This is a genomic window from Duganella callida (genome assembly GCF_004614165.1).
Taxonomy (GTDB): Bacteria; Pseudomonadota; Gammaproteobacteria; order Burkholderiales; family Burkholderiaceae_D; genus Rugamonas; species Rugamonas callida.
This window is the reverse complement of sequence record NZ_SPVG01000270.1, coordinates 1-22904: the sequence shown is the minus strand read 5'-3', so window position 1 is coordinate 22904 and position 22904 is coordinate 1. Positions and strand designations below refer to the sequence as shown.

At 66.2% G+C, this 22904-nt stretch carries 19 protein-coding genes; 13 read left to right on the top strand and 6 right to left on the bottom strand.

Annotated features, from left to right (window positions below):
• Positions 1 to 15: 15 nt before the first annotated feature.
• Together E4L98_RS28620 and E4L98_RS28615 are read left to right on the top strand one after the other, a co-directional pair.
• Positions 16 to 813 carry a 2OG-Fe(II) oxygenase gene (locus E4L98_RS28620; RefSeq protein WP_135204938.1) on the top strand — a complete coding sequence of 266 codons (798 nt, stop codon included), beginning with the start codon at positions 16 to 18 and terminating at the stop codon, positions 811 to 813.
• A 94-nt stretch (positions 814 to 907) separates the two neighbouring features.
• Complete coding sequence (locus tag E4L98_RS28615; RefSeq protein WP_135204936.1) at positions 908 to 1633, top strand: 3-oxoacyl-ACP reductase family protein; 726 nt, start codon at positions 908 to 910, stop codon at positions 1631 to 1633.
• On the opposite strand, the gene msbA is transcribed toward E4L98_RS28615, so the two are convergent.
• Positions 1621 to 3462: a lipid A export permease/ATP-binding protein MsbA gene (msbA, locus tag E4L98_RS28610; protein ID WP_135204935.1), complete on the bottom strand. Its 1842-nt coding sequence runs from the start codon at positions 3460 to 3462 to the stop codon at positions 1621 to 1623. The two genes, E4L98_RS28615 and msbA, sit on opposite strands and share 13 nt — an antisense overlap.
• Positions 3463 to 3602: 140 nt before the next feature.
• Here msbA and E4L98_RS28605 point away from each other — a divergent pair, with 140 nt between their 5' ends.
• The 9 genes from E4L98_RS28605 (at position 3603) to E4L98_RS28565 (ending at position 16879) form a co-directional block, all read left to right on the top strand.
• On the top strand, positions 3603 to 5279 hold the full coding sequence (locus E4L98_RS28605; RefSeq protein WP_135204934.1) for an amidohydrolase: 1677 nt from the start codon (positions 3603 to 3605) through the stop codon (positions 5277 to 5279).
• 117 nt (positions 5280 to 5396) lie between these two features.
• A complete protein-coding gene (hutU, locus tag E4L98_RS28600) occupies positions 5397 to 7100 on the top strand; it encodes a urocanate hydratase (RefSeq protein ID WP_135204933.1) in 1704 nt (567 codons plus the stop codon).
• Between the two features lie 8 nt (positions 7101 to 7108).
• Positions 7109 to 8650 carry a histidine ammonia-lyase gene (hutH, locus tag E4L98_RS28595; protein WP_371857302.1) on the top strand — a complete coding sequence of 514 codons (1542 nt, stop codon included), beginning with the start codon at positions 7109 to 7111 and terminating at the stop codon, positions 8648 to 8650.
• A 12-nt stretch (positions 8651 to 8662) separates the two neighbouring features.
• Positions 8663 to 9451, top strand: a complete 789-nt coding sequence (hutG, locus tag E4L98_RS28590) for an N-formylglutamate deformylase (RefSeq protein WP_135204931.1) — start codon at positions 8663 to 8665, stop codon at positions 9449 to 9451.
• Positions 9448 to 10812, top strand: coding sequence for a formimidoylglutamate deiminase (locus E4L98_RS28585; RefSeq protein ID WP_135204930.1), 1365 nt, complete (start codon positions 9448 to 9450; stop codon positions 10810 to 10812). Before hutG ends, E4L98_RS28585 begins: the two co-directional genes overlap by 4 nt.
• Positions 10809 to 11387: a HutD/Ves family protein gene (locus E4L98_RS28580; protein ID WP_135204929.1), complete on the top strand. Its 579-nt coding sequence runs from the start codon at positions 10809 to 10811 to the stop codon at positions 11385 to 11387. The genes E4L98_RS28585 and E4L98_RS28580 overlap by 4 nt, the downstream gene beginning before the upstream one ends.
• A gap of 7 nt (positions 11388 to 11394) precedes the next feature.
• Complete coding sequence (hutI, locus tag E4L98_RS28575) at positions 11395 to 12606, top strand: imidazolonepropionase (RefSeq protein WP_135204928.1); 1212 nt, start codon at positions 11395 to 11397, stop codon at positions 12604 to 12606.
• A 68-nt stretch (positions 12607 to 12674) separates the two neighbouring features.
• Entirely contained in the window at positions 12675 to 15341 is a 2667-nt protein-coding gene (locus E4L98_RS28570) for a zinc-dependent metalloprotease (protein WP_135204927.1), read from the top strand.
• Positions 15342 to 15343: 2 nt separating this feature from the next.
• Positions 15344 to 16879, top strand: a complete 1536-nt coding sequence (locus tag E4L98_RS28565; RefSeq protein ID WP_371857301.1) for a glycine betaine ABC transporter substrate-binding protein — start codon at positions 15344 to 15346, stop codon at positions 16877 to 16879.
• Between the two features lie 143 nt (positions 16880 to 17022).
• Here E4L98_RS28565 and E4L98_RS28560 read toward each other — a convergent pair whose 3' ends face one another.
• Both E4L98_RS28560 and E4L98_RS28555 read right to left on the bottom strand, forming a co-directional pair.
• Positions 17023 to 17514 (bottom strand): GNAT family N-acetyltransferase, encoded by a 492-nt coding sequence (locus E4L98_RS28560; RefSeq protein WP_135204926.1) that lies wholly within the window; start codon positions 17512 to 17514, stop codon positions 17023 to 17025.
• Entirely contained in the window at positions 17514 to 18422 is a 909-nt protein-coding gene (locus E4L98_RS28555) for a DMT family transporter (RefSeq protein ID WP_135204925.1), read from the bottom strand. The genes E4L98_RS28560 and E4L98_RS28555 overlap by 1 nt, the downstream gene beginning before the upstream one ends.
• A 169-nt stretch (positions 18423 to 18591) precedes the next feature.
• Here E4L98_RS28555 and E4L98_RS31125 point away from each other — a divergent pair, with 169 nt between their 5' ends.
• Positions 18592 to 18726 carry a hypothetical protein gene (locus E4L98_RS31125; RefSeq protein ID WP_267874935.1) on the top strand — a complete coding sequence of 45 codons (135 nt, stop codon included), beginning with the start codon at positions 18592 to 18594 and terminating at the stop codon, positions 18724 to 18726.
• Between the two features lie 24 nt (positions 18727 to 18750).
• Here E4L98_RS31125 and E4L98_RS28550 read toward each other — a convergent pair whose 3' ends face one another.
• A complete protein-coding gene (locus E4L98_RS28550) occupies positions 18751 to 19188 on the bottom strand; it encodes an Mpo1 family 2-hydroxy fatty acid dioxygenase (protein WP_135204924.1) in 438 nt (145 codons plus the stop codon).
• A 63-nt stretch (positions 19189 to 19251) separates the two neighbouring features.
• Between E4L98_RS28550 and E4L98_RS28545 the strand changes: the two genes are divergently transcribed.
• Positions 19252 to 19761 (top strand): DNA-deoxyinosine glycosylase, encoded by a 510-nt coding sequence (locus E4L98_RS28545; protein ID WP_135204923.1) that lies wholly within the window; start codon positions 19252 to 19254, stop codon positions 19759 to 19761.
• Positions 19762 to 20144: 383 nt separating this feature from the next.
• Here E4L98_RS28545 and E4L98_RS28535 read toward each other — a convergent pair whose 3' ends face one another.
• Complete coding sequence (locus tag E4L98_RS28535; RefSeq protein WP_135204922.1) at positions 20145 to 20825, bottom strand: GNAT family N-acetyltransferase; 681 nt, start codon at positions 20823 to 20825, stop codon at positions 20145 to 20147.
• The coding region (locus E4L98_RS30275) for a BACON domain-containing protein (RefSeq protein ID WP_167761478.1) at positions 20825 to 22904 on the bottom strand (2080 nt) is incomplete at its 5' end. The genes E4L98_RS28535 and E4L98_RS30275, both read right to left, overlap by 1 nt.

Here is a 22904-nt window from a genome sequence, read left to right as displayed (position 1 = left end):
GCTGAGTACAATCAAATGCGGGAAGAGCGTGCCGCCAGGATCAATAAGGCCAGTGCGGCCAGCGCCCAGGCGCAGGCCAGTGCGCGTCGCGCGGTGGGGGCGGCGGCCGGCATCGCGGTGCATGTGGCGGCGCTCGACTGGCAGGCCATCGCCGATGAGCTGAACGCCCACGGTTACGCCATCATCCCCGGGTTGCTGACCGCCGACGAATGCGCGGCCATGGCGGCGCAATACGCGCAACCGTCGCTGTTCCGCAGCCGCGTGGTGATGGCGCAGCACGGCTTCGGCAGTGGCGAGTACCAGTACTTCCGCTATCCGCTGCCGTCCCTGATCGCGGCCCTGCGGCAGGCCTTGTATGGGCCGCTGGCCGACATCGCCAATCGCTGGCAGGAACTGATGGATCTGCCGGAACGTTTCCCGGCCGACCACGCCGACTACCTGGCCCGCTGCCACGCCGCCGGCCAGCAGCGGCCCACCCCCCTGCTGCTGCAATACGTGCCGGGCGATTACAACTGCCTGCACCAGGACCTGTACGGCGAACACGTGTTCCCGCTGCAGGCGGCCATCCTGCTCAGCCAACCCGGCCGGGACTTCGACGGCGGCGAATTCGTGCTTACCGAACAACGGCCGCGCATGCAGTCGCGGGCGGAGGTGGTGCCGCTGCGGCGCGGCGACATGGTGATCTTCCCGGTGCACCACCGTCCGGTGCAGGGCACGCGCGGCATCTACCGCGTCAACATGCGCCATGGCGTCAGCCGCCTGCGCGCCGGCCTGCGCCACACCCTCGGCCTGATCTTCCACGACGCCAGCTGACACTTATCACAAAACGTTTACTTGACTGATCGTTCCATAAATCGCATGATGTGCTCGGTTATTGACCGATCAATCCAAAATTAAAGGAATCATCATGAAAGTAGCTCTGGTAATGGGTGGTGCACGCGGCATTGGCGCCGCCGTGGTTCAACGTCTGGCCAAGGATGGCGCGGCGGTCGCCTTCACGTATATCTCGTCGCCCGACAAGGCCAACGACCTGGTGGCCAGCATCGAGGCGGCCGGCGGCAAGGCCATGTCGATCCGCGCCGACAGCGCCAATCCCGAGGCGGTGCAGGCGGCGGTGGAAAGCACCGTCGCCCACTTCGGCAAGCTGGATATCCTGGTCAACAGCGCCGGCATCCTGCACCTGGAATCGGTGGAGAACTTCAAGCTGGAAGACTTCGACCGCATGGTCGACATCAACGTGCGCGGGGTGTTCGTGGCGGTGCAGGCGGCGGCCAAGGCGATGAAGGAGGGCGGCCGCATCGTCACCATCGGCAGTGTCAGCGGCGTCAAGGTCGGATTTGCCGGTTCCAGCGTGTATTCGATGACCAAGGCCGCGGTGGCGACGCTGGTGCGCGGCTTCGCGCTCGACCTGGCGCCGCGCGGCATCACCGTCAACAATGTGCAGCCGGGACCGACCGCCACCGACATGAATCCGCCCGATGCGCCCTATCTGGACGCGGTGCGCAACATGGTGCCGCTAAAGCGCCTGGGCCAGGCCGGCGAGATCGCCTCGATGGTGGCCTATCTGGCCAGCGACGAGGCCAGCTTCGTCACCGGTTCCAGCTTCACCGTGGATGGCGGCTACACCGCCTGAACGCTCTTCTGCGTCTGATACAAGCGGGCGTAGATGCCGTTCTGCGCCAGCAGTTGCGCGTGGCTGCCCGCTTCGGCGATGCGGCCGCGGTCCATCACCACGATGCGGTCCGCGTTCTCGATGGTCGACAGACGGTGGGCGATGACCACCGTGGTGCGGCCTTTCATCAGCACCTCCAACGCCGCCTGCACCAGGCGCTCCGATTCCGTATCGAGCGCGCTGGTGGCTTCATCCAGGATCAGGATGGGCGCATCCTTGTACAGCGCGCGCGCAATCGCCAGGCGCTGGCGCTGGCCGCCTGACAGGCGCAAGCCGTTTTCCCCCACCGAAGTGTTATAGCCGTCGGCCTGGCGTTCGATGAATTCGTGCGCATGGGCGGCTTTGGCGGCGGCGACGACGCGCTCCATCGACGGTTGCGGATCGCCGTACGCGATGTTGGCGGCGATACTGTCGTTGAACAGCACCACGTCCTGGCTGACCAGCGCGATCTGCCGGCGCAGCGAAGTCATGGTGTAGTCGCGCAGGTCGATGCCGTCGAGCTGGATGCTGCCCGCGCCGACGTCGTAGAAGCGCGGCAGCAGGCCGGCCAGCGTGGTCTTGCCGCTGCCCGAGCTGCCGACCAGGGCCACCGTTTCGCCGGCGGGGATGTCGAGCGAGACGTGGTCCAGCGCCGGCCGGGCGTCCGGATCGAGCGGCAGGCCGTCCGCGCCGCGGTAGTGGAAGGTGACATCCTGCACGGTCAGGCGGCCCTCGGCGCGCTGCACCGTCTTGCCGCCCTGGTCGCGTTCCGCTTCCATGTCGATCAGGCCGAACACCGATTCGGCGGCGGCCAGGCCGCGCTGCATCGGCTCATTAATCTTGGTCAGGTTCTTGATCGGGGACTGCATCGCCAGCAACCCTGTCAGGAAACTCACGAATTCGCCGGCCGACAGCGCGCCGGCCTGGTTGCGCAGCAGCGCGAAGTAAATCACCGACGACAGCGTGATCCCGATCAGCAGCATGATGATGCCGGAGTTGAGCGCCGAGGTGGCCGCGTGCTTGACCGCCAGTTGGCGATTCAGCTTGGCCACGCGCTCGAAGCGGTTCTGCTCATAGCGCTGACCGCCGAAGATCTTTACCACGCGCTGGCCGCTGATGCTCTCGTCCAGCACATTGGTCAGGTCGCCCATGGCCGCCTGCGCGCTGCTGGCCAGCGAACGCATGCGGCGGCCGGCGAAGATGATCACCGTCGCCACCAGCGGCAGCAGGCAAAGGCAGAACACCGACAGCTGCCAGTCGGCCGCGAACATGGTGATCAGATAGCCGACGGTCTGCACCGAATCGCGCACGGCGACGGTGAACACGGTCAGGCCGGCCTGCGCCACCTGGGCCGCGTCGAAGGCCACGCGCGACAGCGTGGTGCCGGTCGAGGATTGGTCGAAATAGCTGTTCGGCAGGCGCATGATGCGGCTGAACATGGTTTCACGCAGATTGGTCTGGACCTTGGTGCTGAGCCAGGCGCCGCCATATTCGCCGGCAAAGCTGGACACCATGCGCAGGATTGCCAGCATCAGGATCACGGCCGGAATCGTCCACAGCGCGGCGTGGCTGCCCTGCGGCAGCAGATGGCCGAGCACATTCTGTACCGCCGCCATCATGCCGCCGGCCGGCGCCTTGGGCAGTCCCAGGCCCTGTTGCGGCGCCAGCGTATCGACCACGTTCTTCAGCTGGTGCAGCAGCAGCACATCGGTCAGCGCCGCCACGCCGATGGCCACCAGCGTGGCGGTGACGATCCATGCGTACGGCGTGAATTCGCGGATAAGACGGAGGTAAAGTTGGCGGCTGGACACTGGCTAATCACGTGAAAGAATACTTGGAAGCCCGCATTGTACCTGTCCGGCCACTGCGCGAGCCCGGTTTCGGCACAGTTCGATTGACCAAAGTGCAAACTTCGCTACACTCTGAATCTTGCTGCCGAATGGAGATATTGATGCGCACCACACTGTTTAAAGCCACTGCGGCCACCCCGCTGATCGCCGCCCTGGCGCTGGCCCTGCCGGCCCATGCCGACACCATCATCGACCGCGCCAACGGCTACACGCTGGACGCGGGCGGCCAGCTGCGGCGGTTCACCTCGCTGGCCTTCGATGACCTGGGCCGCATCGTCGCGGTGGGCAGTGAGCAGGAGACGGCGGCGCGCATGCCGAGGGCGGAGCACATCGACGTGCAGGGCAAGACCGTGCTGCCCGGCCTGATCGACGCCCACGGCCACGTGTTCGAGCTGGGCGAGATCGCCTCCGGCGTCGACCTGTTCACGCCCACCACGCTGAACGGCGCGGTGAGGGCGGTGGCGGACTTCGCGCGCAGCCATCCGCGCAATGCCTGGATCATCGGCTTCGGCTGGAACCAGGAAATCTGGAAGCTGGGCCGCTTCCCCACCGCCGCCGAGCTGGATGCGGTGGTCAACGACCGCCCGGTGCTGCTGCACCGCGTCGATGGTCATGCCATCTGGGTCAACACCAAGGCGCTGGAAATGGCCGGCGTCAGCAAGGAGACGCAGGACCCGGCCGGCGGCAAGATCGAACGCGACGCCAGCGGCAAGCCGACCGGCGTGCTGGTGGACGCCGCCATGCAGCTGGTGAACAAGGTGGTGCCGCTGCCGACGCCGGCCGAGGCGCGCGCCACGCTGGACGTGGCCCTGGCCGCGCTGGGCAAGGTCGGGCTGACCAGCGTGCACGACGCCGGCATCAAGGTGGCGCAGGACGACATTTACCGCGACTATGCCGACCACGGCAAGCTGACCACCCGCGTCTACGCCATGATCGGCGACACCACCGCCGATTTCGACGAGCTGTCCAAGGAAGGCCCGCTGAAATCCTACGCCAACGACGTCTACGCGCTGGCCGCCGTCAAGCTGTATTCGGACGGTGCGCTGGGCAGCCGCGGCGCGGCGCTGATGGCGCCCTATAGCGACATGCCGTCCACCAAGGGCCTGCTGTTCTATCCCGACGCCGAAATGCGCGCCAAGATCAACAAGGCCATGAAGGCCGGCTACCAGGTCAACATCCACGCCATCGGCGACGCCGGCAACCGCCAGATCCTGGACGCCTATGCTGACCTGATCCCGAAATACAAGAACGTCGAACTGCGCCACCGCATCGAGCACGCGCAGGTGGTGGCGCCGGAAGACATCCCGCGCTTCAAGCAGCTGGGCATCATCCCGTCGATGCAGCCGACCCATGCGACCTCGGACCAGAACATGGCCGAACAGCGCGTCGGCCATGAGCGCATCAAGGGCGCGTATGCGTGGCGCACCTTCCTCGACCAGGGTTCGAAGATCGCCTGCGGTTCCGACTTCCCGATCGAGTCGCCGAACCCGTTCGAAGGCCTGCACGCGGCCGTCACGCGCCAGAACAATGCCAACGTGCCGGCCGGCGGCTGGTACAAGAACCAGGCGATGACGATGAACGAGGCGTTCCGCTGCTTCACGCTGGACGCGGCCTGGGCGGCGCACCAGGAAAACGTGATCGGCTCGCTGGAGCCGGGCAAATGGGCCGACTTCATCGTGGTCGACCGCGACATCTTCAAGATCCCGCCCGAGCAACTGGGCAAGACCCAGGTGCTGCAGACCTGGATGGGCGGCAAAAAAGTTTACGGCCGTAAATAACATTCGGGGACAGACCACGATTTTTCAACAAAAATCGTGGTCTGTCCCCTTTTTGTAGTTGACTGGGTTGTATAGACAACCTATGCTGCATGAATTCCCACCGCGCAGGAGACTTTCATGAGCCATCATCTGGACAACGACCCACGTTACGACGCCAGCCGCGAGATCCGCGCGCCCCGCGGCCCCGAGCGAACCTGCAAGACCTGGGGCGCGGAAGCGGCGTACCGCATGATCCAGAATAATCTGGACAAGGAAGTGGCGGAAAACCCGAAGCACCTGGTGGTCTACGGCGGCATCGGGCGCGCTGCCCGCAACTGGGAATGCTACGACCAGATCCTGGCCTCGCTGCGCGAGCTGGAGGAAAACCAGACCTTGCTGATCCAGTCCGGCAAACCGGTGGGCGTGTTCCAGACCCACGAGGACGCGCCGCGCGTGCTGATCGCCAATTCCAACCTGGTGCCAAAGTGGGCCAACTGGGAGCACTTCAATGAACTGGACCGCAAGGGCCTGTTCATGTACGGCCAGATGACGGCCGGTTCGTGGATCTACATCGGTACCCAGGGCATCGTGCAGGGCACCTTCGAGACCTTCGCCGAAGCGGGACGCCAGCATTTCGGCGGCGATCTGAAAGGCCGCTGGGTGCTGACCGCGGGCCTGGGCGGCATGGGCGGCGCGCAGCCGCTGGCCGCGACCATGGCCGGCGCGGTGTCGCTGATCGTCGAATGCCAGCAGAGCAGCATCGATTTCCGCCTGCGCACGCGCTACCTGGACAAGCAGGCCGCCTCCATCGACGAGGCGCTGGAACTGGTCAAGCAGCACCAGGCCAACGGCGACGCCATCTCCATCGGCCTGCTGGGCAACGCGGCCGACGTGCTGCCGGAACTGGTGCGTCGCGCCAGGGCCGGCGGCCTGGTGCCGGACCTGGTGACCGACCAGACCTCGGCGCACGATCTGATCAACGGCTATCTGCCGCGGGGCTGGACGGTCGAGCAGTGGAAGGCGGCGCAGCAGGATGCGGCGCGCCACGCGGAGCTGAAGGCCGCCGCCACCGCCGCGTGCGCGGTGCACGTGCAGGCGATGCTGGACTTCCAGGCCATGGGCGCCAAGGTGGTCGATTACGGCAACAACATCCGCCAGGTGGCGTTCGACCACGGCGTGAAGAATGCGTTCGATTTCCCCGGCTTCGTGCCGGCTTACATCCGTCCGCAGTTCTGCGAAGGCCGCGGTCCGTTCCGCTGGGTGGCGCTGTCCGGCGATCCGGAGGATATCTACAAGACCGACGCCAAGATCAAGGAGCTGTTCCCGCACCACGCGCAGGTGCACCGCTGGCTGGACATGGCGCGCGAGCGCATCGCCTTCCAGGGGCTGCCGGCGCGCATCTGCTGGCTGGGCCTGGGCGAGCGTCACATCGCCGGCCTGGCGTTCAACGAGATGGTGCGCAACGGCGAGCTGAAGGCGCCGATCGTGATCGGCCGCGATCACCTCGACACCGGCTCGGTCGCCAGCCCGAACCGCGAGACCGAGGCGATGAAGGACGGCACCGACGCCGTCTCCGACTGGCCGTTGCTGAATGCCCTGCTGAACACCGCCGGCGGCGCCACCTGGGTGTCGCTGCACCACGGCGGCGGCGTGGGCATGGGATACTCGCAGCATTCCGGCGTGGTGATCGTCGCCGATGGCACCGATGCCGCCGCCAAGCGCCTGGCGCGCGTGCTGGTCAACGACAGCGGCTCGGGCGTGATGCGTCACGCCGATGCCGGCTACGAGACCGCCATTGCCTGCGCCAAGCGCAATGGCCTGAACTTACCCATGATTAAATGAGCAAAACAATGAATGCACTGACCCTGAAACCCGGTTCGCTGACGCTGTCCGACCTGCGTAACGTCTGGAACGAAGCCGCGCCGCTGGCGCTGGCCGCGGAGGCCTACCCGGTGATCGCAGCCTCGGCCGCCGCCGTGCAGGCCATCGTCGCCAAGGGCGACGCCGCCTACGGCATCAACACCGGCTTCGGCCTGCTGGCCAAGACGCGCATCCCGGACGACAAGCTGGAACAGCTGCAGCGCAACCTGATCCTGTCGCACTCGGTCGGCACGGGCGAACTGATGTCGGACGCCGTGTGTCGCCTGATCATGCTGATGAAGATCGGCAGCCTGGCGCGCGGCTATTCGGGCGTGCGGCCGCTGATCATCGACACCCTGATCGCGCTGTATAACGCCGGCATCATGCCGGCGATTCCGGCCAAGGGTTCGGTCGGCGCGTCCGGCGACCTGGCGCCGCTGTCGCACATGACGCTGGCCATGCTGGGCGTGGGACAGGTGCGCTACAAGGGCGAACTGGTGGACGCGATGGCGGCTTTGCAAGCGGCCGGCATCGCGCCTGTGGTGCTGGCCGCCAAGGAGGGGCTGGCGTTGATCAACGGTACGCAAGTATCGGCCGCGCTGGCGCTGCATGGCCTGTTCATGGCCGAGCGACTGCTGGAGGCGGGCATGGTGTCCGGCGCGCTGTCGCTGGACGCGGCCAAGGGTTCCGATTCGCCGTTCGACGCCCGCGTGCACGAGGTGCGCGGCCAGCCGGGCCAGATCGCCGCCGCCTCGATTTACCGCCAGCTGGTGGCCGGCAGCGCGATCCGCGCCTCGCATCTGGTCGGCGACGAGCGTGTGCAGGATCCGTACTGCCTGCGCTGCCAGCCGCAAGTCATGGGCGCGTGCTGGGACATCATCAACAACGGCGCGCGCACGCTGCTGATCGAGGCCAACGCGGTGACCGACAATCCGCTGCTGTTCAAGGATGGCGAGCTGTCGGTGGTGGTCTCGGGCGGTAACTTCCACGCCGAGCCGGTGGCGTTTGCCGCCGACACGCTGGCGCTGGCCATCGCCGAAATCGGCTCCATTTCGGAGCGCCGCATCTCGCTGCTGATCGATGCCACCTTGTCCGGCCTGCCGCCGTTCCTGGTGCGCGATCCGGGCGTGAACTCGGGCTTCATGATCGCCCACGTCACCGCCGCCGCGCTGGCGTCGGAGAACAAGTCGATCGCCCATCCGGGCAGCGTCGACACCATCCCGACTTCGGCCAACCAGGAAGACCATGTCAGCATGGCGACCTACGCGGCGCGTCGCCTCGACGATATGGCGCAGAATACGGCTGCCATCATCGGCATCGAACTGCTGGCGGCGGCGCAGGGCATCGACTTCCACCGTCCGCTGAAGACCTCTGACCACCTGGAGCACGTGCATCAGCAGTTGCGCCAGAAGGTGGCGTTCTTCGACCAGGACCGCTTCTTCGCGCCCGACATCGAAGCCGCCAAGGGCATGGTGATGCGCGGTGAGCTGAGTGCATCGTGCAAGCATCTGTTCACGCCTTTGCATCCATAAGCGGAGGACGGCATGGACTATCAATTCAAAGCAGGCAGCATCCCCTTGCTGGTGTCCATGCCGCACGTGGGCACCGATATTCCCGATGACGTGCTGGCGGCCATGACGCCGGCCGCCGTCGACAAGCAGGACACCGACTGGCATCTGGTGCGCCTGTACGAATTCCTGGGCGGGATGGGCGCGTCGGTGCTGTCGGCGCGCTGGTCGCGTTACGTGATCGACCTGAATCGTCCGCCCGAGAACACCAATCTGTATCCGGGTCAGGACACCACCGGCCTGTGCCCGGTCGATACCTTCCACCGCGAACCGCTGTACCGCGAAGGCATGCTGCCGGACCAGCGCGAAGTGGAGCGCCGCCTGCGGGCGTACTGGATGCCGTACCACGATCAGCTGCGCGCGGAGCTGGATCGTCTGCTGGCGCTGCATGGCCGCGTGGTACTGTGGGATGCGCATTCGATCGCCTCGGTGGTGCCGCGCTTCTTCGACGGCAAGCTGCCGGACCTGAACTTCGGCACGGCCGACGGCAAGAGCTGCGCGCCGGGCCTGAGCGACGCCGTCGTGGCGTGCGCGCGGGCGCAGGCCAAATTCACCATCGCCGTCAACGGTCGCTTCAAAGGCGGCCATATCACCCGATACTATGGCCAGCCGGATGCCAACGTGCATGCGATCCAGCTGGAGATGTGCCAGTCCACCTACATGGACGAAGATGCGCCATACGGCTATCGCGCCGACCGTGCGGCGCAGGTGCAGCCGCTGCTGCGCGCGATGCAGCAGGCGGCCGTGGACTGGGTGCGCGCATGAGCAAGCTGTTTGCGCGCCACGCGCTGCTGCCTGATGGCTGGCACACCGATGTGCTGATCGAGTGGGACGCCGGCGGCACCATCGCGGCGGTCACGCCCGCTGCCGGGCCGGCCGAAGGCGCGGAGCGCGTCGAATACGCGCTGCCCGGCATGATCAACCTGCATTCGCACAGCTTCCAGCGCGCGCTGGCGGGCCGCACCGAAAAGGCCGGCGACAGCAAGGACAGCTTCTGGACCTGGCGCGAGTTGATGTACCGCTTCGCCCGCAACATCACGCCCGAGCACATCGAAGCCATCGCGGCGCAGCTGTTCAGCGAATGCCTGCGTCACGGCTACACCTCGCTGTGCGAGTTCCACTATGTACAGCGCGGGCCCGATGGCAGCATGTATGCGCGCCCCGCCGAAACGGCCGAGCGTGTCGTCGCCGCCGCACGGTTGACGGGAATTGGCGTGACCATGCTGCCAGTGTTGTATAGTTATTCCGGCTTCGGCGAAGGTTTGTTGAAGCCAGAGCAACAGCGCTTCAAGACCGACGCGCGGGATGTGTTGCGCATCGTCGAGGCGCTGGAGCCATTGCGCGATGCGCAGACCGAAGTCGGCGTGGCGCCGCACTCGCTGCGCGCGGCCTCGGTGGCGCAGATCGGCGAAGTGCTGGCGGTGCTGCCGAAGGCGCGCCCGGTGCATATCCATATCGCCGAGCAAATGGCGGAAGTGCAGCAGTCGCTGGCCTGGAGCGGACGCCGTCCGGTCGAATGGCTGCTGGATCAGGTGGAGGTGGACCGGCGCTGGTGCCTGATCCACGCAACCCACCTGACGGAAGAGGAAATCGGCGGCATCGCCCGTAGCGGCGCGGTGGCGGGCCTGTGCCCGACCACGGAAGCGAACCTCGGCGACGGCCTGTTCCCGCTGGAGCGTTTCGTGGCGCAGGGCGGCGTGTTCGGCATCGGCAGCGACAGCCATGTGTCGCAGAGCGCGGTGGAGGAATTGCGTTGGCTGGAATACGGCCAGCGGCTGCGGCACCAGCGCCGCAATATCGCCGTGTCGGATACGCAGCGCAACGTCGGCGATTTTTTGTGGCAGGGCGCCCTGCGCGGCGGCGCGCAGGCGGCGGGACGGCCGGTGGGCGCGCTGGCGCCGGGCCTGCGGGCGGACATCGTGGTGCTCGACGCCGCCCATCCGAACATGTCTGGATTGGCGCTGGACGAGGTACTCGGCAGCTTTGTCTTCAGCGGCAACGACAACCTGGTCAAGGACGTGATGGTCGGCGGCCGGTGGGTAGTGCGCAATCAGCAGCACGTGGCGCAGCAGGCGATCGCTGCGCGCTTCAAGCAGACATTGGCCGAACTGAGGGAGTTCCGATGACCCAGCTGATCCAGTATGCAAACCTGCGCACCGCGCCGTGGAAAAACGGCGGCGGCAGCACCACGGAAATCGCCATCTCGCCGCCCGGCGCCGATCTCGACGAATTCGACTGGCGCGTCAGCCTGGCGACCATCACCCAGGACGGCCCGTTTTCCGCCTTCCCCGGCATCGACCGTACGCTGGCGCTGGTGGCCGGCGACGGTGTGCTGCTCGATTTCGGCGACGAGCGTTTCGTGCTCAGTCCCAGCGAACCGGTGATCGAGTTCGATGGCGAGGATGCGGTGCACGCCACCGTCTCCGGCCAGCACACCACGGATTTCAATGTGATGACGCGACGCGGCCGTTGCCGTCACCGCGTGGAACCGCTGGCGGTGCGCGGCTCCGCGACCTTCAAGCGGCGCGGCGCCACCACGCTGCTGTTCCTGGCCGAAGGCGAGGCGCTGACCATGAGCAGCGCGCGCGAGCGCATCGCCATGGTGCGCTACGATACGCTGGTGATGCTGGAATCCGACGACGAGTGGACGCTGGAAGCGCCGCTGGCCAATGTGCTGGTAGTCGATATCATCAATAATTAAGGCTGTTATGTGGGACGTGTTGTTTACGAATGTGCATCTGGCGACCATGGTCGGTGATTCATATGGCGAGGTGCGCGACGCCGCCATCGCGGTCAGGGACGGTGACATTGCCTGGCTGGGGCCTCGAGCCCAACTGCCGGATGCGCAGGCGCTCACCGTGCACGATGGCGGCGGCAGCTGGCTGACGCCGGGCCTGATCGACTGCCACACCCACATCGTCCACGCCGGCAACCGCAGCGATGAATTCGAGGCGCGCCTGAATGGCGCCACATACGAAGATATCGCCCGCGCCGGCGGCGGCATCATGTCCACCGTGCGCGCCACGCGCGCGGCATCGGCGGATGAGCTGCTGTGGCAAAGCCTGCCGCGCGTGCGCAATCTGCTGGCGGAGGGCGTGACCACCATCGAAATCAAGTCCGGCTATGGCCTGACACTGGAGGCGGAGGCGCACATGCTGCGCGTGGCGCGCCGCCTCGGGCGCGAGCTGCCGGTGCGCGTGGTCACCACCTTCCTGGGCGCGCATGCGCTGCCGCCGGAATTCGCCGGCCGCGCCGACGACTACATCGATGCGGTCTGCGGCATGATCGCGCCGTTGGCGGCCGAGGGACTGGTCGATGCGGTGGACGCCTTCTGCGAGCGCATCGGCTTTTCGTTTGAGCAGACGGAACGCGTGTTCCGGGCCGCGCAGGCGGCCGGGTTGCCGGTCAAGCTGCATGCGGAGCAGTTGTCCGACCAGCGCGGTGCGGAGCTGACCGCCCGCTACCGGGGACTGTCGGCCGACCATCTGGAGCATCTGAGCGCGCAAGGCGTGGCCGCGATGGCCGCCGCCGGCACGGTGGCGGTGCTGCTGCCCGGCGCCTACTACTTCCTGCGCGATACCACGCCGCCGCCGGTGGCCGCGCTGCGCGAGGCCGGCGTGCCGATGGCGGTGGCCACCGACTGCAATCCCGGCACCTCGCCCATGACGTCGCTGCTGCTGGCGATGAACATGGCCTGCACGCTGTGGCGCCTGACGCCGCGGGAAGCGCTGGCCGGCGCCACCATCCACGCGGCGCGTGCGCTGGGCCTGCAGGACGAAATCGGCAGCCTGGAAGTGGGCAAGCGCGCCGATTTCGCGCTGTGGCGCATCGCCCGGCCGGCCGATCTGTCGTACGCCATCGGCCTGAATCCCTGCCGCGGGGTGGTCAACGCAGGCAGATTGCGCTCTGCGGCCATGTAAAAATTCCTCGCCCTGTTGTGCTTTCGGTTACATTATTCCGATTGCTATCTCAACAGAGCAGGATATCCATGTTTGTCCCGAATTCCATCCGTGCCGCCGTGCTGGCGGCGCTGAGCCTGAGCTTCAAGTCGCAGGCGCTGGCGCAGGAGCCGGCGCCGCCCGTACCCCATGCGCCGGAAGTGCCGGTGGTGGCGACCACGCCGCTGCAGCCGGCCGCCGCGCCCACCCCGGTCATCAATCTGCCGACCGCCGCGCCGCGGCCCTTCGCCGAGATCGTGCGCGGCGCCGTCCATCTGCCGGGCTTTCTGAGCCTGTACCAGAAAGAGGAAAAAGTCTGGATCGAGCTGCGCCCCGAGCAGTTCGACCGGCCGATGTTCATGACCGTGAATATGCCGAACGGGATCGGCGAGCGCGGCATCTACGGCAGCCAGATGGGTTTCAGCCGGGTGGTCGTCTTCCATCGCATCGGCAACCTGGTGCAGGTGGTCGCCAAGAACACGGAATTTGCCGCCAAGGCCGGCACGCCGCAGGCGCTGACGGTGCAGCAGGGCTTTTCGGACAGCCTGCAGGCGATCGCGCCGGTGGTCAGCGGTCCGAATCCGCAGAACAAGGCGATCCTGATCGAAGCCAACACGCTGCTGTTCGGCGATATCCCCGGCATGACCACACGGCTGGAGGCAGCGTTCCGGCTGATGTACGCCATCGATCCGCGCAACAGCAGCTTCCAGACCATCCGCTCGGATGACGGCATGACGGGGTTCCAGGTCAATGCGCATTACTTCGTGCCGCGCATCCCGGCGCCGCCGGCGGTGGTGGCGCCGCAGATGGCGGCGGCGGTGCCGCATCCGCCGACCACGCTGCCGGACCCGCGCAGCATGTTCCTCGGCTTTTACTACAGCTTCATGCCGCTGCCGGAACACGCCATGCGTGGCCGCCGCGCCGATGACCGCATCGGCCATTTCGTCAGCACCAGCGAGGATTACTCGGATGACGTGACACCCACCACCGCCGTGCATCTGGTCGAACGCTGGCGACTGGAAAAGAAAGACCCGGCGGCCGAGTTGTCGGAGCCGGTGCAGCCCATCGTCTACTGGATCGATGCCAACGTGCCGGAGAAGTACCGCGAATCGGTGCGCCAGGGGGCGCTGGCGTGGAATGCGGCGTTCGAGCGCATCGGCTTCAAAAACGCCATCGTGGTCAGACAGCAGACCGGGAAGGACCGCTTCGACACCATGGACGCGCGCCATGCGTCGATACGCTGGTTCGTCGGCAGCGATGCCGGTTTCGCCATCGGGCCCAGCCAGGTCGATCCGCGCAGCGGCGAGATTCTGGATGCCGACATCGCCATGTCGGACGTGTTCGCGCGCGGCGTGCGGCGCGTGATCGGCGAGGACGCGATGGACCTGTCGGCGCCGCCGGCGGATGGCGGCGCGGCGCGCTGCGACTACATGCAGGAGTCGGCGACGGAGATGGGCTTTGCCATGGACGTGCTGGAAGCGCGCGGCGAGCTCGAAATGGGCAGCCCGGAAGCCGACGCGGTGGCGCAGGCTTACGCCAAGTCGGTGATCATGCACGAAGTGGGACACACGCTGGGCCTGCGGCATAACTTCCGTTCCTCGACCATCTACACCCTGAAGCAGCTGCAGGATCCGGAGTTCACCAAAAAGAACGGCATGGCCGGTTCGGTGATGGATTACACGCCATTCAATCTGGCGCTGAAGGGCGAGAAGCAGGGCGAGTATGTCAGCTCCACGCTGGGGCCTTACGATTACTGGGCCATCGAATACGCCTACAAGCCGATCGCGCCCGAGCAGGAGAAGGAAACGCTGGCGCGGATCGCCTCGCGCTCGAGCGCGCAGGAGCTGGCCTTCGGCACGGACCAGGATGCGAACGGCTTCAATATGGACCCGGACGTGAACGTGTTCGATCTGGGCAGCGATCCGCTGAGCTATTTCCAGCGCCGCCTGACGATCTCGCGCGAGCTATGGGACCGCGTGGAGAACAGGATGCTGAAGCCGGGCGACAGTTACGAGACCTTGCGCCGCAGCTTCGAATACGGCTTCCAGCAGTTCGTGCGTACCTTGCCGGTGGTGGTCAAGTATGTGGGCGGCGTGACCTATCTGCGCGATCACGCCGGCACCGGCCGCGCGACCTTCACGCCGGTGCCGCTGCCGCGCCAGCGCGAGGCGCTGCGGATGGTCACCGACAGTCTGTTCCGCGCCGACAGCTTCAGGTTTTCGCCGGCGATGCTGAGCCGCCTGGGGTCCGATCATTTCGCCCAGGTGGGCAGGCCGGATGTCTCGGTGGGCGGGCGGGTGCTCGGCCTGCAGTCGGCGGCGCTGAGCCAGCTGATGTCGGATGCGGTGGCGATACGGCTGGTGGATTCGCAGGAAAAGCTGGATGCCGGCAAGCCGGGACTGGGCCTCGACGAGTTGTACTCGACCCTGCAGAACGCCGTCTGGAGCGAGCTGAAAACCGGCAAGGACATCGGCGCCATGCGCCGCAATCTGCAGCGCGAGCATCTGAAGCGCGTGGTGGCGGCGCTGTTGCGCGTATCGCCGCTGATGCCGGCCGACGTGCGCAGCCTGCAGCGCGAGAATGCGCTGGAGTTGCAGCGTCAGCTCAGCGTGGCGATGGCGCGCCCGATCAGCCGCGAGGCCAGGGCGCATCTGTCCGAAAGTTATGAGACCTTGGGCCAGGCGCTGAAGGCATCGATGTTGCGCGCGGGGGCCTGAGGATGGCGCTTCGACGATGGCTGGCCGGCCTGGTGGCGTTGTGCGCCGCCGTGCCGGCAATGGTAGCGGCATCAGCAACGGCGGCGTCTGAAACGCTGCACGTGGGCTCCAAGCGCTTTACGGAATCCTACATCCTCGGCGAAGTGCTGACGCAGACGGCGGCGCCGCACGCGAAGGTGGAGCATCTGCAGGGGCTGGGCAATACGGCGATCGTGCTGGCGGCCTTGCAGGCGGGGCGCATCGATGTGTACCCGGAGTACGTGGGTACGATCGACGCCGAGATTCTCAAGCATCGGCAGCCGGCATCGCTGGAGCAGATCAACGCGGAGCTCAAGCCCATGGGGCTGGGCGTGGCGGTGCCGCTGGGCTTCAACAACACCTATGCACTGGCGATGCGCGGCGCCGACGGCGTGCATAAGCTGAGCGAGCTGGCCGCGCGCGAACAACTGCGTTTCGGCCTGTCGCACGAGTTCATCGGCCGCGCCGACGGCTGGCCGGGACTGGCGGCGCGTTATGGTTTGACCCAGCGGCCGCAGGGCCTGGATCACGGCATCGCCTACGAGGCGTTACAGCAGAAGCAGGTCGACGTGATCGACATCTACTCGACCGACGCCAAGATCCGCCAGTACGGCCTGCGCGTGCTGGATGACGACAAGGCTTATTTCCCGCGCTACGACGCGGTGCTGCTGTACCGGCTGGACGCGGCGCGGCGCTTTCCGGCGGCGTGGCAGGCCATCGGCCGACTGCAGGGCAGGATCAGCGCGGACGACATGATTGCGATGAACGCCGCCGCCGAGATCGACGGCCAGCGTTTCTCCCGCATCGCCCACGACTGGCTGGCGAAGCATGCACCCGCCGGCGCGGTGGCGGCCGCGCAGCCGGCGGCCGGGCGCGATGGCCTGATGGCCAAGCTGTTCGACCAGAACCTTGGCCGTCTGACGCGGCAGCACATCACGCTGGTACTGCTGGCGGTGGCGATCGCCTGCGTGGTCGGCGTGCCGCTGGGCGTGCTGGCGGCCTGCCTGCCGCGGCTGCGGCAGGTGGTGCTGGGGCTGACCGGTGTGCTGCAGACGGTGCCGTCGCTGGCGCTGCTGGCGCTGATGATTCCGCTGCTGGGCATGATAGGCACTGCGCCGGCGCTGGTGGCGCTGGTGGTGTACGCGCTGCTGCCCATCGTGCGCAACACCTGCACCGGGCTGCTGCAGGTGCCGTCCGGCATGAAGCTGGCGGCGCAGGCGCTGGGCCTGCGGCCGATGCAGCGGCTGCGCCACGTCGAGCTGCCGATGGCGCTGCCGGTGATCCTGGCCGGCGTGAAGACGGCGGCGGTGATGAGCGTGGGCACGGCGACCATCGCCGCCTTCATCGGCGCCGGCGGCTACGGCGAGCGCATCACCATCGGCCTGGCGCTGAACGATAACGACATGCTGCTGGCCGGGGCGATCCCGGCGGCGCTGCTGGCGGTGGTCACGCAGGGACTGTTCGAACTGCTGGAGAAGGCCATGACGAACAGGCATCAGCTTTATGTAAAGCCGATGTAAGCGATTTTAAGCCGCCGTAATGATTTGTAAGGTCTGCGGCGGCCGGCGGCGGGGAGGCCTATAGTGAAGCCGTTGATTCAATCTCCCCTCCCACTGACAATGGGTTCCACCCATCCGGCGCCGAGGCACCGGGTGGGATTTTTTTATGCCTGCGCCGACAGGTTGGCCAGCGCGTCGCCGGTGACGCGGCAGATGCGCCAGTCGGGCATCACGGTCGCGCCCATGCCTTCGTAGAACTTGATGGCGTTGGCGTTCCAGTCCAGCACCGACCATTCGAAGCGGCCGCAGTCGCGTTCCACCGCCAGCTGCGCCAGCGCCACCAGCATCTGCTTGCCGTAGCCCTTGCCGCGCTGCGCCTGCTGTACGTACAGGTCTTCCAGGTACAGGCCTTTCTTGCACAGGAAGGTGGAGAAGTTGTGGAAGAACAGGGCGAAGGTGACGACCTCGCCGCCGGTCTCGCCGACCAGCGCTTCGCACACCGGCTTGTCGCAGAACAGGCTGTCGTGCAGCATGGCTTCGTTGGCGACCACCATGTGCTCGAGCTTTTCAAACACGGCCAGCTCGAAAATCATGCCGAAGATGGCGGGAACGTCGGCCGGCGTGGCCGGGCGGATGGTCAGTTCGGAGGTACTCATCAGGTTTTGGCGGTAGTGGAGGTAGGAGGTTTCAGCACCCAGGCGACGCTGGACAGGCATAGCACCATGCCCAGCCATTCGAGCGCGCCGGGACGGTAGTGTTCCAGCTGGATCGACAGCAGCACCGAGATCACCGGCGTCACCACGCCGATGTAGACAGCCTTGTCGGAGCCGATGCGGTGGATCAGGGTGAAGTAGGCGGCAAACGCGATCACCGAGCCCAGCAGCGACAGGTACAGCAGGCCGCCCCAGTAGCGGGCACCGACCGGCATGACGAAGCTCTGGCCGCTGGCCAGCACCCACAGCGCCACCAGCGAGGTGCCCCACAGCATGGACCAGGCCATGGTCAGCAGCACATTGTCCGATTGCTGGCGCACCTTGACCACCACTACGTTGCCGACCGAGCTGGCGACCGTGGCGCATACCGCCAGCACCAGGCCGAGCAGGAAATGGCCGTTGCCGCCGTTCAGGATGTCGTTCCAGGCGCCATGGATGGATTTGTAGAACAGCAGCGTCACGCCGCCGATGGCAACCAGGCCGGCGGCCCAGGTGCGCCAGGCCAGCGGCGTGCCGAAGGTCAGGCGGTTGAGGATGGGGTTCCAGAACACCATCAGCGCGAACAGCACCGCCACCAGCCCCGACACCAGGTATTGCTCGGAGGTGTAGGTGCAGATGTAGCTGACGGCGAAGGTGGCGGCGCCCTGCAGCATCATCCAGCGCTGGACGCGCCAGGGCAGCAGCAGCTTGTGGCCGCGTGCCGCGCACCAGGCGAACAGCACCGCGGAAGCCAGTGCAAAGCGGTAGACCACGGACACGGCGGGCGGTACTTCGCCGAGTTGCAGGGTGATGGCAAAAAACGTGGAGCCCCAGATCAGGCAGGCGGTGACGAATAGCAGTGGAGAGGACATCGGACGAGTATAGCCGTCCGGGCCATATCTTGCCTAGCGGCTATGCGTTTGTTGCGACGCAACACTTGCGGCACGAAGTTGTATCAAGAGTGTAAATTAACGGGCATTTACAAGAACTCCAAGTATAGTGAAATGGCACGATTACTCAGTCTTTATCCCGGAGGGCGCCATGAATACCGCGCTGCAAATCAAAGTCATCACGCTGCTGGGCTATGTGGCCCTGAGCACCGCCCTGGTGCTGCTGATGGCCGACGATGAGATGCAGAATGCGGCGCAAGCCCTGTTCTACGGCTGGTTCCGCTAAGAGGCTGTTTCAGCCTCCAGGGCATCAGTAGGCCAGGTGCAGGCGGCGGTACAGGAAGCTCAGCACGAACAGCGGCCCGATCAGCAGGAAGCGCAGATCTTCCAGAAAAGAGGGTTTCTTGCCTTCGATCTTGTGGCCGATGAACTGGCCTATCCACGCCAGCACGAACACTGCCACCGATAATGGCAGGATGGTGGCTTGCGGCAGTACGGCCAGAATCGACAGCATCAGCGCCGCCATCAGCAGCATGCCCACCGCGAACGGTTTCGACAGCCGGAAGTAATACACCATGGCGGCGATGCTGAAGCCCAGCGCCACGCCCGGATGGATGGCCCACAGCAGGCCCAGCAGCGTGAACATGATCACCGGCACGCAGATAAAGTGGATCAACTCGTTGGTCGGATGCAGATGGCTTTCGCTGTACTTGGCCAGCAGCGCATCGATGGTGCGGGATTGCGGCATGGTTGTCTCCTGCAAGTTATGGTTCCAGGGCGTACGAGGATTCTACACCTGTACAATGGCGGCATGACTGATGATCTCTCCGCGCTGGCGCGCAAGCGCTGTTTCGATCCGGTGGTGAATGCGGACACCCGGTTGCTGGTGCTGGGCAGCCTGCCCGGCGACAAGTCGCTGAGGGCACAGCAGTATTACGGCCATCCGCAGAACAAGTTCTGGGAGCTGATGGGCGCGGTGATCGCGGTGGATCTACGCCTGCTGGATTACCAGGCGCGCCTCGCCGCATTGCTGGCGCATGGCGTCGGATTGTGGGATGTGATTGCCGAGGCCGAGCGTGCCGGCAGTCTCGATGGGGCAATCAGAAACGTTTCGCACAATCCTCTGTCCGACCTGGTGGCAACGCTGCCGCGTCTGCGCGCCATCGGTTTCAATGGCGGCACTTCGGCGCGGCTCGGGCGCAAGCAACTGCCATCCACTAAACATGCCTTGGTCGATCTGCCCTCCTCAAGCCCGGCCTACACGCTCAGTTTCGCATCCAAGCTGCAGGTGTGGCGCCAGCTCTCCGACTACCTGCTTTGAATTTGCGTTCAACCTCGGACAGATGGATATTGATTTCGGCGGTGGTTGGGGTGGCCAGCCTTTGGGCTCCGTTGGGCCAGGTTGGTAATCGCCGCGGGCGATGGCCAAGACGCGTTCGCGAATTTTCTCCTGCGACATAATGCCGATCATGATGGACTGGTTCATTTGACCTCCCGTAATACACGGTCTACGTCAGAGAGAAATCGTTGATCAAGTGCTGCACGTAGGTTAGTTCGTACGGTACATCGTGATCCCATGCATGACCATGTCTATGGTCGCAGGCGCAAAATGCGCCTGGCATAGCTGTCATGTCTGGTCGGTTAGACCGCGTGGGCGTTATCGTAACCGACGTTGTACAGACGCCTTGATCTGCGCCAGCGAATTTATTCAGCCACCACCACCCGCACCGTGGATTCCAGGTAATCCTTGAAGCCCAGGTTCAGGTAGAGCTGGTGCGCCGGGTTGTCGCGCATCACGTGCAGGAAGGAGCGGTCGCCGCGGCGGGCGTGAAGGTGCAGCAGTTTGGCGATCAGTTGCTTCGCCAGGCCGCGGCCCTGGTAGTCGGGATGGGTGCAGACGCCGCTGATCTCGCACAGCCCCGGCGCGCGCAGACGTTCGCCGGCCATCGCCATCAGGCGCGCGCCGTCGAAATAGCCGTAGTATTCGCCCAGCTCGATGGTGCGGATGCCGAACGGGCCGGGCTTGCACAGCATGGCCAGCTGCAGCGCCTGGCGCGCGTGTTCGGCGCGCAGGGGCACGGCGTCGGGCGCCGGATCGGCCGCCGACGCCGCGCCGTCCCACAGCATGCGGAACATGGTGGATTCGGCGTCGATGCGCCAGCCGGGCGGGGCGGCATCGGTCCAGCTGTCGCAGTAGAAGTGCTCGCCCGGCGTCACCCACGGCGCCAGCGCGGCGAAGTCGGGCCGGGCCGCGTCGGCAAACGCGAGAATGGGCGAGAAGCCGGTGGTGTAGCGGCGCGCCGTGTCGGTGCCCTCCGTGTGCTGGCGGTGCGCTCCGCTCAGGCAGTGCCAGAAGATGTGGTCCAGCACAGCGTCGCGTGACATCACGGCCCCACCGGCACGAAGGTGACGATGCCGTCGTCGGTGATGGCGATCAGCATCAGGCCATCGCCGGACACCGCCATCTGGCGTGGCAGCAACTGACGGCCGGTGGTGCTCAGCTTGTAGCGCTGCAGCACGGCGCCGGCGCTGCTGAATTGGTAGATGTCGCTGCTGCCGGCCTTGGCCGCCCCACCGCAATAGATGCGGCCATCGGCGCCGACTTTGACGTTGTTCGCTACGGCGTCGCCGATCGCCAGATAGCTGAGGATGCCGAGATCGGCGGCGTTCAGCACGGTGCAGGATTTCAGGCTGGCGGCGGCGCTGTAGACGCGGCTGGCGTCGCTGCCGACGAACACATCCTGTCCCTGGGTGCTGGGACTGGTGTGGCTGGCCGGCGCCAGTTTGGCGGCGTACAGGGTGCCGTTGTTGAGCGCGGTGTAATCGACGCTGACGCTGGTGTGCCGCACCGCGCCGCTGCCTTCGTCCTGCTGCACCACGCGGGTGCCGTCGCTGCTGGCGCCGAGCGTGCCGCCGCTGCTCAGCGGCAGGTTGGGCAGGCGCGCGCCGCTGGCGGTCAGGTAGACCTGGCCATCGCTCAGTACCGCCAATTCCACGCCGTTGGGGCGGATGATTTTGAGCCGCGTGGCGGTGGTCGCGGCCACCGCCAGCGGCAGCTGCCTGGCGATGTTGCGCGCGTTCAGGTCGAGCGCGGTGAGGCGGCTGTTGCTGGCGTCGACCACGTACAAGGTATCGCCGTTGGGGGTGACGGCCATGTCGCCCAGCACCGCGCCGAGGCCGGCGATGGTGGCTTCCTTGGCGCCGCTGTAGATGTTATAGACGTCGACGTAGGCGCCGCCGTTGTGGACGTAAATATAGGGCCGCAGCGGATCGGCCGCCACGTTGGCGTAGCTCAGCGCGGTTCGGGTGGCCGCCGTGGGCGCCGCTGCGCCCACCCACAATGCCACGCGCACCGGTTCCGGCGCCGCCGCGTCGCCATCGTTGGGGTACAACGTGATATTGGCCGTGTTCAGCGTGTTGGCGGTCATGCCGGCCGGATCGGCGGTCATGGTCAGTTGGTTATTGTTGATGCTCAGGGCCAGCCATGGCTGATCGCTGGTGGCGCGCATGCCGGCGAAACTGCCGTAGTTGTCGCTGACGGTGATGGTGCGCGTCAGGCGGCGCCAGGTGGGTGTCGCAACCAGCGCCACCGCGGGGTCCGATGGCAGCAGCTTGTGCAGATCCTTGTTCAGGCTCAACAATATGGAGGTCGTTATCAGGTCGCCGTTGACTACACTGAATCCGGCCAGCAGCTGGGAGTTGACACCCACCTTGGCCAAAGCCGGATATGGCCGGAAGCTGATGCTGGCGCCGGCCTGGTTGACGCTGCCGGTGGTGGCGCTGGCGGTGACCCAGGTCGGCACGTTGTTGATGCCCCAAGACCAGGAGTTGGTGGCAGTGTTCAGGCTGAACTTGAGATCGCCGTTGGTGCTGAAATCGCGGCCATAAGGACCGCCCAGCACCAGGCTGGTGGTGGACGCCTGCAAGGTCGCTGGCGTCAGTTTGAGCGTGACCGGCAGCAGGCGCGCGACGGCGTTGGCCGGCTGGATCGTGGCGCTGCCCTGGTAGTTGCCGCTGGCCAGCCGGCCCACGGCCGGATTGACGTTGAGCACGATCGTGCCGGGGGTGGTGCCGCTGGCCGGCGACACCGACAGCCAGCCGGTGTTGCTGCTGGCGCTCCAGGCGGTGCTGCCGCCGGCGTCGATTTTCACCACCTGGCTGGGCACCGGCGCGCCGTTGACGGCGGAAAAGTCGACGCTGTTGGCGCCCAGCACGATGCCGGGCGGGGCGACGGTGAGCGTCACCGGCAGCACCGCGCTCTGGCCGTCGCTGGCGCTGATGGTCAGCTTGGTGCTGTAGCTGCCCTGGGCCAGGCCGGTCAGGTCGTAGCTGACGCTCAGCGTGCCATTGCCGTTGCCGCTGGCGGCGCTCAGCTTGAGCCAGGTCGCGCCGCCGTTGCTGGCGGTCCAGCCGCGGCCGGCGGCGGTGATGCTGACCGTGGCGCTGGCCGGCGCGGTGCCGCCG